This window comes from Chryseobacterium phosphatilyticum (genome assembly GCF_002899825.2).
Classification (GTDB): Bacteria; Bacteroidota; Bacteroidia; order Flavobacteriales; family Weeksellaceae; genus Chryseobacterium; species Chryseobacterium phosphatilyticum.
This window is the reverse complement of sequence record NZ_PPED02000002.1, coordinates 918,681-932,930: the sequence shown is the minus strand read 5'-3', so window position 1 is coordinate 932,930 and position 14,250 is coordinate 918,681. Positions and strand designations below refer to the sequence as shown.

Sequence of the window (14,250 nt, the reverse complement as noted above, 5' to 3'; positions counted from 1 at the left end):
ATTAAAATTCTAGTTCAATTCCAAATAAATAGGTTTTCACAGCCGGATAACTATAAAGAGCAAACGCACCATTAATAAATGTTTGTCCGGTTCCGGTTTGATTTTCTCCTGATCCGATTGAAACTTCTGGATCTCCTTCGAATTTTGTCCAAGTAGCTAGATTTTGCCCAGTTAGTGATATTCTTATCTTATTAACAGGAAGTGTCTCTCCAATGGTTTTTTTATCAATCGTATATCCAATACTTACATTTCTAAGTCTAATAAATGACGCATCTTGTAAAAATCTGTCAGTAGTTTGCAAACCAGTAATTCCTCCAGGTGCATTGGTGGGATTGCTAGGCCTAGGCAATACATTCGTTTGTCCTGGTGCTGTCCAATAATTAGCAGCATCGGATCTCATATTACTATTGGTCCCATTACTATAATTTAACATATTAAGAGCCATATAATTATATGTATAGTTTCCTGATTTATACGTAAAATCAGCTTGAAGATCAAACCCTTTATAGTTTAAGCTTGTACCAAAGCCACCAAAAAGGTTAGGAAGGGGGGATTTGCCATCTATTAAAACTGCATCATTAGAATTATAAATTTCTGTAGTATTTCCATCCTTGGTATAATATACTTCGTTGCCATTATTAGGATTTATTCCTGCACTTTTTACCAAGAAAAATGAAAATGGTTCATAACCTTCTCTTAAGATATTAATTCCATAAATTCTTTCTGTTTCTCCATTTCTCAATTTATTAAGCTTATAGCTCATAATACTTGTATTAGCCCTTACACTCCAATTAAAATTAGCTGACTTTATTATATCTGCTGATAAGCTAATTTCCAATCCCTTATTAGAAAGATCTCCGGCATTAATATTTGTTGAGTATGCTCCTCCTTCTGAACTAAAATTAGGTATTGATAATATAAAATCCTTTTTCTTATCAATAAAATAGTCTATCGTACCTTTGATTCTGTTCTTTAAAAACCCAAATTCTGCCCCATAATTTTGAGATTTTGTTACTTCCCACTTCAAGTCAGGATTTCCATAATTAGCATTTGAAACTATTGTTGGAAATGTTCCATAGATTCCTCCTGACATAAGAATGTTATTTAGATTAAGGTTTATATTATTATATCCCCTTGTTCCTATTGAAGCACGTAATTTTAGCAGAGAAAGTATCGTGCTATTTTTTGCAAAATCTTCATTCGTCACATTCCATGCACCGCTTAAAGACCAGAAAGGCTCTGAAGAAACATTATTTTTCCCAAAACGAGAATCTTTATCTTGTCTTATAGAAGCTGTTAAAATATACTTTTTAGAGAAATCATAAGTTAGAAACCCTCCATATGAAAAGGTTCTGTACAATTCATCATATCCCGCAATAGCAAAGGGAGTGGAAGCGTTACCTAATTCACTTAAAGATGGTGAGGAAAAATTTCTCCCTGTACCACTTATATAATCATTTCTAAATTCAGTATATTCGATTAATGCCAGCAAATCAAAACTGTGATTACCAAATGATTTAACATAATTCAATGTATTTGAATTTGTATATCTGAAGCGATTTTGATTTTGTTCAACAACACTTCCATTAATTCCAAGAACATTATCAAGAAATGATCCTCTTAAAATTTTAGATGTTCTTCTTATATTATTATAATATCCTCCTAACTGGGTTTTAAAATTTAAGCCATCAATAATTTTGTATTGAGCAAATACATTTCCATCAAGAATTAAAGAATTTATATTTTCAGGATTATTTTTAAGAGCTTCTAATATTGGAAAACCCTGCCTTGTTGGGTTATAGCTTCCATCTTGTCTATATACGGGTTCAAAACTATTATAATCATACATAGCTCGAAAAGGATTTTGTGTATTATTCCGATCCCTGATTTCTTGAGACATGCTATAATTGACACCTAATGATGACCCAAAACTTAATCTATCAGTAGGGCTTGCTTCATATTTCATTCTCCCTGTATATCGTTTATACGCATGGATGTTCTCAACAATACCATTATCAGAATCATAGCCTAGCGAGATTGTATACTTAGATTTTTCATTTCCACCTCTTACAGCAACCTGATAAGATTCAATATAGGAGGTTCTTAAAATACTTTTTTGCCAATTATGGTCCAAAGCTAGAGCGTTGGCGGTTGCTTGATCACTCCACTGAATATATCCCGGAATACCCAAAGCATACATTTGCTTCTCATAATTAATCTTTTCAGCAGAGTTCATCATGCTAAAATTAATATCTTTGATTTTGTCAGAAAATCCCATACGAGAACTTAAAGTAATAACTGGCTTTCCGGATTTACCGCTCTTTGTTGTTAAAACAATAACCCCGTTAGCACCCTGAGAACCATAGATTGCTGCTGCTGCTGCATCTTTTAAAACTGATAGACTTTCATAATCATTGGGATTTATAGAGTTGAATACATCTTGTGCCCTCTGATCATTTCCTACAATAAAACCGTCAATCACAAATAAAGGATTAGACGCTCCAACTGATGTCGTAATATTACCTAGCCCTCTAATATTAATGGCTGAACCTCCTCCTGGCTTTCCATTTAAAGCAGCAATATCTACACCCGCAGCTTTTCCTTGTAAAGCATTTGTTCCCATTGTAGAAGAAGAAAGGTTTGACAAAGATTTACCGGAGACAACAGAAATAGCTGAAGTAACCTCATCTTTACTTTTCTTCTGGTAACCTGTAACAACAATTTCTTCAATATTAGTTGCATTAGGAATCGTATCCTTCTTTACTTTCTGCGCGGAAACCCCCTGTCCCAGAAAGAACAAGGCTCCTGCGCTCAATACACATAATTTCACATTCATATTTAACAGTTTTTAATATATTCAGTCACAAATATGTTAATAAAAATTAACAGACTCAACTTTTAAAACACTGATAAACAATCGTTTAAACTGTAATTATTTCGTTAAAAATGGAAAATTATCAAGAACTAATTAGTGATATGTTGAAAAAAACTAAAAAAAACCCACACACTTCAATATTAACGGAATTTTAACAATTATTAAAAATTCTATTAACCCACACATATTTTAAACAATTAATAAAAAAAATAAATTAAAATATTATTTTTAACAAAAAAAATCCAAAAATAAACATTATATATTTTCAGTAAAAACAGTAAAAAGTATACACAAACTCATTAAAACACTAAAAAAAACAGCGAAAAAATAAAGCATCCCTTAATTTGGAATGCTTTATTAGTATTTCTGATTATATTTTACCTCTGGCAGCTATAATATCGGGCTCCATTTAAAACCGGATTTTCAGCTTCTATAGAAACTAAGCCAAACCCTTTATATTGTGGGTTTACGGATTGCTTCAATTGTTTTCTATGTAGTTTTTCATATGTTTCGAAATCAATAGAAGTCCTATTATCGAGATTTTCAAACAAATTCCATTTTTCAACAACCTTTCGCCATTGGTTAGAAATTGTACCTGCAAAAACTTTTGATTTTGAGCCGCTACCATATCCTACAAAGCCTATTTCTTTACCGGTAAGATCTTCATTTTCATTAAAAGAGGTTTGTAGAGCTGATAAAAATGCCATAAAAACGGAAGCGGTATACATATTACCAATTTGTGAAGATGCCCATTGTGTTTTTTCTATTTTATCATGAATTAACTGAAGGTAATCCTCAGACTTTGCCACAGCTTTTTGTTCTTCAGTTGTTTCGTACGAAAGTCCATTTTCAAGGCTGTAGATTTCGGTAAAAACTCTTTTTCCATGAAAGGCGTAAGGAAGGTGGAAAATAATATATTTCCAATTTTCATATGGTTTCTCTTGTCCTGTGATTTCTTTATAGTGATGATATGCCTCTCTTATTCTGTCCTGATAACATTGATTAGAATATTGTCCATCAAAAACAGGTTCATCGGTAAAAACTTCAATTTGGTCAGGATAGTTTTCAGGCGCGGTAACTAAATCAGCTTTATTATATTGTCTTCTCGGTTTGAAAAAGTCAAAAACGCTTTCTGAAGCAACCCCCCAGTTATTTTCAATTTCTAAAAGATCTGGTTTTGCAGAAACCAACAGAGCAACTGCTCCCCCCCCTTGTGTATACTCACCTGAGGAAGCCAACTCATATTTAGCATAATCACTGGCAATGACTACTGCCTTTTTTTCAGGATTCACTCTCACATAGTCAAGAGCATTATGTAGTGCATCTACGGCACCTACACAAGCAAAGGTCATATCCAGGACATCACAATTTTTAAAGCTTCTGATCCCAAACTCACTTTCCAATACTTTTTCTACCATCTGTACAGCATAGGAAGCCGTAGGTTTGGCTGCATCCACAGCACTTTCTGTTCCTAAATAGACTCTAGCAATATCTTTAGGATTGATGTTATAATTTTTAATAAGCTTCAGAAGAGCTTCTGCTGCAAAGGTTGCTGCATCTTCATGAACGTCCGGAAGTCCCATTTTATGCAAACCCAGTCCTTTTTCCAATTTTGCGGGTTCAATTCCTCTTTTTTCTGCTAAATCTTTGATCTCCAAATACAAACCCGGCACATAGTAGTCCGCTGCTTCAATTCCAAAACTCATTTTATTTAAATTTTTATACGAATTTATAAAATGTAGCCTGAATAACCTTTTAATATCCTTATTTTTTAGTTTCTTGTTGATAAGTCAGTTTTTCAACCACAAAAAAACAGCATTGCTACCGCAATGCTGTTCTATCTGTATTGATAAGAAAATTTGTTATTTAAAATCTTCAATACTTTTATTCAAAGCATCAATTTGCTTATTGATACCAGCACTCTGTGGATTTTGTTTCAACAATTCCATTTTTTTACTTAATCCATCCTTTAACATTTGAACAATCATCATTTTCGCCTGTGGATTATCCTTCATTTCATTCTTTGCATATCCTACCATCTTTGTAATGTTTTGAACAGCCTTAAGATTATCGGAACTCATAATCCAGTTGTATCCTTCTTCTGCTGTCTTACCTAATTCCGGATTCTGGAATTTCACAAAAGGATAAAATGCAGCAAGAGGAGCTATATATTCCATTTGTGAAGCAACTTTATTTTTAACAATGACCGGAAGGAAAAGAGCCAGCAATTCATCTGAAGCCCCATCCAGATTAATTTTATCTGCTAAAGAATTGGCTCTTGAAGGATCAATAGTCAACAATGCACTTAGAGAATTTCCCTTTACAGCATTGGAAACAGCATTGACCCCTTTCTCAAAAATGGGAAAATACTTTTTATCTTTTGTTTTTGCCAAAGCACCAATAGCAGCTGCCTGAGCTAATGTTTTCGGGTCATTCGAAGCTATTTTTTCAACCTCTGCTCCTAATGCTTTCATTTGCTCCGGATTGGTAAGATCTATTAACTGTAACGCCTTAATTCTTACCCTAAAGAATGGATCTTTTAAAGCTGCAGCTAATAATTTTGTAACTGCCGGGCTTTTTCCTGTCTGGTCTTTTACTCCTTCTAAAGCAGTATATCTGCTCTTGAATTCTTTCGAGTTTGTAAACTGCATCAGATTTTGCTCCGGCGTCTTTGCATCGGTAATATCTGCTAATAATACTCCGTCTGCATTGATGTTAACCAGATCGGGAGTTTTAGAAACATCAAAGTTGAATGTATTTTTTGCTTCTGCATTCACCCAAACATGATATCTTTTCGGTTTTCCGTTATCATATACATCAATAGCCAAAGGGAATTCAAATAATTGATCCTGAGTTTGATTAATTGTTACAGCTACCTGTTTTTTCACCGGCTCAAAAGTAAGAGAGTAATTGATTTTCGGATTACCACTTCCAAAATACCATTGATTAAAGAACCAGTTGAGGTCTTTCCCTGAAACTTTTTCAAAAGAAAGTCTCAATTGGTGGGCTTCGGCATTCTTGAATTCATTGGTTTTCAGATAATCGTTCATTCCTGCAAAAAAGGCATCATCTCCCAGGTAATTTCTTAACATATTCAGGATTCCACCGCCCTTCTGATAGGTAACCAGATCAAAGACATCTTCACGGGAATCATAATTAAATCGTACCAGATTTTTCTTAAAATCACTCGGATTATGAATGTACATATTTACATCACTCATCAGATGATAGTCTGCCTGATCTTTCCCATATTTATATTCGTTCCAGAGATATTCGGAATAGTTGGCAAAAGATTCATTGACGGTAAGGTTGCTCCAGCTCTCTGCGGTAACCAGGTCCCCAAACCAATGGTGGAATAATTCGTGAGCAATAGTGTCTTCCCATTTATTTTCATCAATGAGTTGCCCCGGTTTTTGAAGGATATCACTTCCATGAAGTGTTGCTGTTGTGTTTTCCATAGCACCACTCACGTATTCTCTTCCGGAAATTTGTGCATATTTAGCCCAGGGGAAATCATAATTCATTTTCTTGGAAAAGAAATCAATCATTTCCGGAGTATTTCCGTAGATCTGCTTCGCATAGGGCTCATATTCCTTTTCAATATAATAATCAACCGGAATATTCTTCCATTTATCTTTAACAACAGCATATTCTCCTACTCCCATAAAGAAAAGATAGGTGGAGTGTCTTTTATCCATCACCCAATGATCAGTTCTAAGACCACCGGATTCTTTTTGAGAATCTTTTAAAATCCCATTAGAAAGGGTTACATATTTATCAGGAACAGTCATATAAATTTCCTGAGTAGTCTTTTGATTGGGTTTATCAATAGTAGGGAACCATGCAGAAGAAGATTCTGTTTCCCCTTGTGTCCAGATCTGTGTAGGCATATCGGGATCTGTACCCTGTGCATTGATGAAGTAAAGTCCTTTTGCATCATTGATTGCCATACTTCCTTTTTGTTTCACCTCGTTAGGACGGGAAGTGTATTTAATATAAACCGTATAATCCTGTTTGCTTTGATAGGTTTTATCCAGGTTAATTTTCAGGATATCGTCTTTATATTCATATTTTAAAGGAGATTTTTTTCCATTGTTATCAAGTGCAACTTCGTGAATCAGCATTCCTTTTGCATCAAGAATCAACTCATTGGTAGGGTAAAAATAAGGTGATGCCGTAAGCCACTCTTCCCCATTCAACTGTTCTTTCTGATAATCAAAATTTACTTTCAGTTTTGTGTGTTTAAGTTCTGTTACTTTGGTATGAGTAGCTCTGTATATTTTCTCTCTACCTGAAGTATCAGTTTGTGCTGCTACAGTTGCGGAACATAAGATTCCCAGTATAGCAATGGATAAAATGCCCTTTCTCATCTCTATTTTATTATTTTTTAGAATTATTTTTTGTCAGGATGTCAAAAATATCATTGACCAAGGTTTCATAATCTCCTGTTTTCAGCTGTTCTTTTGTTTTGGCAAAAGCTTTTTTCAGCTCACTTTCGGGATTCTCTTCATCGATGATTTCTGCGGAACTCACACCCTTTAATTGAAGTATAACATTTTTCAGTATTTCAATATCTGCGCTTTCTTCAATATTAATTTTTAAGTACTTCATGATCTATTATAATTAAAATCAAGTTCTTTCAAATTTAAAACTTATTTTAGAAACAATAGCTCTGTTTATCCTTTTTTAAGGGATATTTTCACATAAAACAGGTAGAAAAACAAAGTGATTTTTTATATAATCTGTATTACATAAAAAATTCCCGGAATTGAATCCGGGAAAGTATATATAAAATTGAAATAAGCGCGTGGAGATAGATGTTAATTTATAAGCCTCGCTTTTGTTCTTATTTGTGAAAAAATTTCATTCACGCTTCTGTTATACGCAAGAGTTATAAAGAATATCGGAAATATTTAAATCGCTACCGGAGCCTTGATTCCCGGATGTGGGTCATAATTTTCCAGCGTAAAGTCTTCAAATTTAAAACTGAAAATATCTTTAATTCCGGGATTCAGTTTCATTATCGGAAGCGGTCTTGTATCTCTTGAAAGTTGTCTGTTTACTTGTTCAAAGTGATTATTGTAAATATGAACATCTCCAAAACTATGAACATAATCCCCTACTTCAAGATCACAAACCTGTGCTACCATCATTAAAAGCAAAGCATAGCTTGCAATGTTAAAAGGTACCCCAAGGAAAACATCTGCACTTCTCTGGTAAAGTTGCAATGACAGTTTTCCGTCGGCTACATAAAATTGAAATAATGCATGACAAGGCGCCAATGCCATATTCGGAATCTCAGCAACATTCCAGGCTGAAACGATCAATCTTCTGGAATCAGGATTTTTTTTGATCTGGTCAATAACTTCCGTAATCTGGTCTATTACTTTTCCGTCAGCACCGTTCCAGCTTCTCCATTGAGCACCATATACAGGACCTAAGTCTCCATTTTCATCTGCCCATTCATCCCAGATGCTTACTCCGTTATCATTAAGGTATTTTATATTGGTATCTCCGTTCAGAAACCAAAGCAATTCATAAATAATTGACTTTAAATGCACCTTCTTGGTGGTTACCAAGGGAAATCCTTTTGACAAATCATATCTCAGCTGGTATCCGAATACACTTCTTGTTCCGGTGCCTGTTCTATCAGTTTTATCTGTTCCGTTGTCTAAAATATGTTGTAAAAGATCCAGGTAATTTTGCATTTTGAAAGAAATTTTATGGTTCAAATTTAGTAAAAAAGCATCAAAAAAAGCATTCATCTTATGAATGCTTTGTATGAAACGAATATCTGTTTTCTATTAAACATTGTGTATCTGCACACTACAGATCAGCGTTATCAAATATTTTTTTATAATACGAAAACACTGACATCGTCATTATTTCCGTTGATAGATTTTACCTGACCATATTTTGCTTTCTCAATAAACTTATCATTCCAGTAGTCAAGACGTACCGGGCCAAATTTGATCAGTTTCTGATAATTACTGTCATCAATAATATCTTTAACGCCATAATCAACGGAAATATTACCAATTGATTTAATTTTGCCATACCTGCTATTATCGATGATGTCTTTAGGCCAATAATCAACAGCATAGCTTCCTATTCTCTTCACTTTTCCAAATTTCTCTTCATTAAAAACAGGATTATCCCAATACTCCAACCTGATATTTCCGATACTTTTTAACTTGCCATATTTCTCACTTTGCTGATCCATGTCATCCCAATAATCAATTTTTACATTTCCAATACTTTTAATTTTTCCAGCTCTGTACTGATCAAAACTGCTATTGTCGTAATAATCAATTCTACCGTTCTGATTCGGGGAATGGAAATCGGTAATGGTTCCCTCAGAATTCATTGTCACAATGAATCCGTCGACCGTAAGACTTACTGAAGTAAGGTCATATGTTTTTGCTGAAACGCTAGCCCGAACTTGTGCGTTGGTACTTAAGCTACCCAAGAGAAAAACAAAGAGAAGTAAATATTTATATTTCATAATGAAGGAAATGTTAATCTACCAGATATTTTCAATAGTCTGGTTGATATTGTTAATGGTAAAGGTCTCTCCCATTTTCTTGCCAAACATAGCCTTCACCAGTGGTGATTCTGTGGAAACTGTCATTATCTTCTGATTTTCAGAAGTAATTTCTCCCATGGAAGCGGCAATATAAAATAACCCTTTGTTTGTTTTTACAACAGCTCCGTTTTGAACTTTTTCACAAGGATCGGTCGTTATTTTTTGCAGAACTCCCTGTTGATTCAGTACTTCATTGAGCTGTCTCTGAAGATTATTGATTTCTTGCTGAAGCATTTCACGACCGGTTTCGTATTTATCCCCCATCGAGCTTTTGGTATCGTTATTGGAAGCTCTGGTTTCAGCAATCAGTTTTTCAAAATATTGAATTTTATCTGTGATTTTGCTTTTGATGATATGTACTATTTCTTGTTTGTTCATTTTAAATTATTGGTATTTTATATGCAGGGTTGGGTCACCCCGTCAAAATCAAAGATTTTGACACCCCTCCACCAGAGGGGAAACAGTATATCTTAAAACCTTATGGTTAGGATTTACAACTGCATGCCTTATAATAACTTCTTGTTTTATTTTTCAAATACGACATAGTCCGAAACCTGAAAACTGAAGTTTTTGTCATCATCAAAATTTCTCGTGATCTTGTCAAAAACATTTCTGAAAGTGCCTGACAAATTTCCATCTTCTATACTAAAGTTTACTGGTTCTTTAGACATATTCAAGACGACCAGTACCTCGTTTTTCCCATTTTTTCTTACATACGCCAGTATCTTGTCATTAGCAGTGGTATTCAAAAGATAAGTGGTAACATTTGGATCTCCGCCTCTTAAAGCGGCATTAGAAGCTTTTAGATTCAATAATGTTTTATAAAAACCAGCCACCTGATAGGTATTGGTCCACTTGATGACATCTTTTTCAAAAAATTCCAGTCTTTTCATATTGGGAAGCTCCTGCCCTGAATATAATAATGGAATACCATTCCATGTTGCAGAGAATACTGCCATGGGTTTAGCAATCACTGCATATTTTTCATATTCTGTTCCATTCCAGGAATTTTCATCATGATTAGAGGTAAACCATGCCCTCATAGAAGTATCTCCAATATTGGAATATTGTACCAGTAAGTCTTTCAATTCCTGGAGAGGTTCGTTGTTCTTATAATAATCGGCTGATTTATGCATCCATTTCCAGGAATAGCTTGCATCAAAAACTTTTCCGTATTCAGGGCTTTCCAATTCATCAAATTCTCCCAACCAGAAAAGAGGTTTTATTTTTTCTACTTCAGGACGGGCCTGCTCCCAGAAATCTACTTCTACCCACGAAGCCAGATCACATCTGAAACCATCAATATTGGTTTCTCTTACCCAAAATTTCATAGCATCAATCATAGCCTGTCGCATTTCCTGGTTTTTGTAGTCCAGTTCGATGATGTCATCCATACCTGAAGCGATGTGAAATTTTCCATCCGGATCTTTTAAGTAAAATTCGGGATGTGTTTTTGTCCATGTATGATCCCACCCGGTATGATTAGCTACCCAATCGATGATAACATTAAATCCCAGTCGGTGAGCTTCGTTTACCATATCCTTAAAATCATCCAACGTTCCAAACTCCGGATTAACGGAGGTATAATCTTCAGCGGCATAAGGACTTCCCAGACTTCCTTTTTTATTCTGCTGAGCAATTGGAGTAATTGGCATCAACCAAAGGGTTTGCACTCCCATTGACTTCAGTCGGGGCATTTCTTTTGCAAATGCTTTAAAAGTGCCTTCCTGCGTATATTGTCTGATATTTACTTCGTAGATATTTGTGGTGTGTTTCCAATCTTTTGGCAATGCTGTCATCTTTCCGGTTCTTTTTTGAGTGGTACAGGAAACAATTCCCAGACCAATTATAGCTAATAAAATTAATTTTTTCATTAATCTATTTTTAACAAAAATAAGGGAAAATGATAAAAAGAAGTAGCCATTGATACAAAGAAAGCAAAATGATCAAGAAAACAAATTTTTCTATTTCGTTATTATCTAAGATTTGTCTTCTTGCTTCCTCAGTCTTTCAGCTTTCACAAAAAAACCCCGGATTAAAAAAATCCGGGGCTATATTTATATATCTTTATTTCCTATCTTTCATCGTCGTTATCATCCTCGTCGTCGAAAACATCATCATTGTAGTCTTCTTCTTCCTCGTCATCGAAGCTATCATCTTCATCAGAAAAGTTTCCTCCAGATCCAAAATCATCTTCAAAGCCGAACTCATCATCTGTAAGAGGCATTGCTGATTTCTTTTTAGATCCTCCTGCACTTCCGTTTTTACTTGGTGCTTTCAAAGGAACATTTCCAAATCTGTATACTGTAATCGGATAATTTACAGCTTTTGTTTCTTCAATTATTTCTACCAGCTCACAGAAGAATTCCCAAAGGTCAAGAAGTCCATACTGGAACTGAGCTTTGTCCCCTACATTTGCAAAAGCTTCATCAATGTACACGTCTGACATAATCTCACCATCACCGTCATCACTCATATCTTCCAACGGAACACTTTTTACAATCGTTCCGTCACTTTCCAACAAGTTGAAAGCAGAAAGCTCGTCTCCTTGCAGACTGAATGCACTTTTAATTCCTAAATGTAAGTTCCATAACGTTTGTTTTCCCTTAACTTCAATATCTCGGAAAATATCCTCTTTCGCATCTAATATTACGCGGATTTTGTAAACCATATCAGTTTCTTAAATTACTTTTTTGCCTTTATAATTATGATAAATCTATGGTGCAAATATATAATAAATGACATGTGACAAAAAAATATTTCAGGATTTTTTAAAATATTTTTTTTTCTTACATTTTGCCGGAATTATTTGCTTTTTTCAAGCATAAAACTGAATTTGGTGCCTTCAAGATAAACACTTTCTACGGTAATGTTTTCATTGTGAGCTTCAAGAATATGCTTTACAATGGCCAATCCCAACCCAGAACCCCCTTCTCTTCTGCTTCTGCTGGTTTCTACCCTATAGAATCTTTCGAAAATTCTTGGAAGGATTTCAGATTTGATTCCCATTCCATTATCGATGACCTCAATGAGTACTTTATTTTTTAAAACACTTGTTTTTACAATCACTTTTGCTTCCTGTCTGTTGGCGTAATGGATTGCATTTGAGATCAGGTTAATGAAAACCTGAGAAATTTTCTGTTTATCCGCTTCCACTAAAATCTGTGGGTGAAGCGTTTGGATTTGCATTGTTGTATTGTGCTTCTCTGCCTCAAGATCAAGAAGATCAAAGATTTCTTTAATAAGAAGGTTAACATCGAATTTTGAAACATTAAGATTGATCTCCCCTGCCTCTAATCTGTTGATCATATCAAGATCTGTAACAATGGCTATAAGCCTTTCTACAGAAATATCAATTCTCTCCAGGTATTTGTCTCTGATGGTAAGATTGTCTACCCCACCATCTCTTAAAGTTTCCACATATCCCTGAATAGAAAATAAAGGAGTTTTAAGTTCGTGAGAAACATTGCCGATATATTCTTTACGGTAGCTCTCCATATCCTTCATCATATCAATTTCTGTTACCTTCTGTTGATTGAGATCGGAAAATCTCTCCCCCAATTCTTTAATGGTCATGTTTTCATCGTTATCATGAACGATTTCCTGAGGAAGCATTTCAGAAAGTCCTCTGACCTGTTTTTTTCCATAATAACTAAAAAGAAGCTCCAATACTACAAAGTTGATTGCAAAGATCAGGAAAACACATAGTATAAATCCCGGTGTAAAGTAAGGAGTATTGTAGTAGATATCCTTTAGTGAGTCAAAAACGACCACTAAGAAAAGCATCACCAATGTCAAAAGACAGGAGGCAACAAGGGTAAGTCTGTAAAATTTCAATTTTACAAAATTTTAAGGTTGAACGTAAAGTTAAGATTTTTAAATGATTAAACGATCAGTTTATATCCAATTCCTTTTAAAGTCTGGATGGTATTGATCCCTAATTTTTCTCTAAGTCTTCTGATATGAACATCAATCGTTCTTTCTCCTACAATGACATCATTCCCCCAAACTTTTTCCAGAATTTCTTCTCTTTTGAAAACTTTTTCTGTATTGGAGGCCAGAAGGTAAAGCAGATCAAATTCTTTCTTAGGAAGAAGAAATTGTTGTCCGCTTTTGGAAACCCTGAAATTATCCTTATCAATAATAAGATCACCGATCTCAATCAGCTTAGCATTCTCAGAAACTTGCGAAGTCAACTGCAATAATGCATTTACTTTGGAAATAAGAATTTTTGGTTTGATCAGTTTTACGATATAATCATTGGCACCTGCCTGGAAGCCTGCCAACTGAGAAAACTCTTCGCTTCTTGCGGAAAGGAAAACGATAAGTGTTTTTTGAAGTTCTTTCACTTTACGAAGTTCCTGACAGGTTTCAATACCATCTTTCTCAGGCATCATTACATCTAGTAGGATCAAATCGGGAATAATTTCCTTTGCTTTTTCTATACCTTCATTACCATTAGTGGCTGTATAGATATCATAGCCTTCTTTTTCCAAATTGTAAGACAGAATCTCTAAAATGTCCAGTTCGTCGTCTATTAAAAGAATTTTTTTGCTCATCTTCTAGTTTAAGAATTCCCACAAAAGTAGTTATTTTCGGTGGTCTTCTTTATTTATGTTATGTTAACTAATTATTAAAAAACCTATTTTCAATTTACAATTAAAAATTTAACAATAAAAACAGGTAAAAAATACACATACATCAAATATACAAAACAAATTCTAAAACAAACGAAAAAAATATCGGTATAAAAAACATATTTCAATAACAAAAAATAGGAGTTATCTAT

The 14,250-nt window shown here is 34.4% G+C and carries 11 protein-coding genes; all 11 read right to left on the bottom strand.

The genetic code is table 11. The features are described 5' to 3' along the window. Nucleotide 1: 1 nt before the first annotated feature. A complete protein-coding gene (locus C1631_RS11350) occupies nucleotides 2–2,836 on the bottom strand; it encodes a SusC/RagA family TonB-linked outer membrane protein (protein ID WP_109712178.1) in 2,835 nt (944 codons plus the stop codon). 416 nt (nucleotides 2,837–3,252) lie between these two features. Continuing rightward, a complete protein-coding gene (locus C1631_RS11345) occupies nucleotides 3,253–4,581 on the bottom strand; it encodes a hydroxymethylglutaryl-CoA synthase family protein (RefSeq protein ID WP_109712176.1) in 1,329 nt (442 codons plus the stop codon). Between the two features lie 156 nt (nucleotides 4,582–4,737). After that, nucleotides 4,738–7,245: a M1 family metallopeptidase gene (locus tag C1631_RS11340; protein WP_109712174.1), complete on the bottom strand. Its 2,508-nt coding sequence runs from the start codon at nucleotides 7,243–7,245 to the stop codon at nucleotides 4,738–4,740. Between the two features lie 10 nt (nucleotides 7,246–7,255). Beyond that, a complete protein-coding gene (locus C1631_RS11335; RefSeq protein ID WP_103249498.1) occupies nucleotides 7,256–7,486 on the bottom strand; it encodes a hypothetical protein in 231 nt (76 codons plus the stop codon). Between the two features lie 302 nt (nucleotides 7,487–7,788). After that, nucleotides 7,789–8,583, bottom strand: a complete 795-nt coding sequence (locus tag C1631_RS11330) for a thymidylate synthase (RefSeq protein WP_109712374.1) — start codon at nucleotides 8,581–8,583, stop codon at nucleotides 7,789–7,791. A gap of 146 nt (nucleotides 8,584–8,729) precedes the next feature. Further along, complete coding sequence (locus C1631_RS11325; protein WP_103248900.1) at nucleotides 8,730–9,380, bottom strand: hypothetical protein; 651 nt, start codon at nucleotides 9,378–9,380, stop codon at nucleotides 8,730–8,732. Nucleotides 9,381–9,398: 18 nt separating this feature from the next. Further along, nucleotides 9,399–9,839 (bottom strand): hypothetical protein, encoded by a 441-nt coding sequence (locus tag C1631_RS11320; protein ID WP_103248899.1) that lies wholly within the window; start codon nucleotides 9,837–9,839, stop codon nucleotides 9,399–9,401. A 146-nt stretch (nucleotides 9,840–9,985) separates the two neighbouring features. Continuing rightward, entirely contained in the window at nucleotides 9,986–11,335 is a 1,350-nt protein-coding gene (locus tag C1631_RS11315; protein ID WP_109712172.1) for an alpha-amylase family glycosyl hydrolase, read from the bottom strand. 200 nt (nucleotides 11,336–11,535) lie between these two features. After that, on the bottom strand, nucleotides 11,536–12,132 hold the full coding sequence (locus C1631_RS11310; protein ID WP_109712170.1) for an IS1096 element passenger TnpR family protein: 597 nt from the start codon (nucleotides 12,130–12,132) through the stop codon (nucleotides 11,536–11,538). 134 nt (nucleotides 12,133–12,266) lie between these two features. Further along, nucleotides 12,267–13,298, bottom strand: a complete 1,032-nt coding sequence (locus tag C1631_RS11305; protein WP_103248897.1) for a sensor histidine kinase — start codon at nucleotides 13,296–13,298, stop codon at nucleotides 12,267–12,269. Between the two features lie 47 nt (nucleotides 13,299–13,345). Then, nucleotides 13,346–14,020, bottom strand: coding sequence for a response regulator (locus C1631_RS11300; RefSeq protein ID WP_109712168.1), 675 nt, complete (start codon nucleotides 14,018–14,020; stop codon nucleotides 13,346–13,348). Nucleotides 14,021–14,250 lie beyond the last annotated feature (230 nt).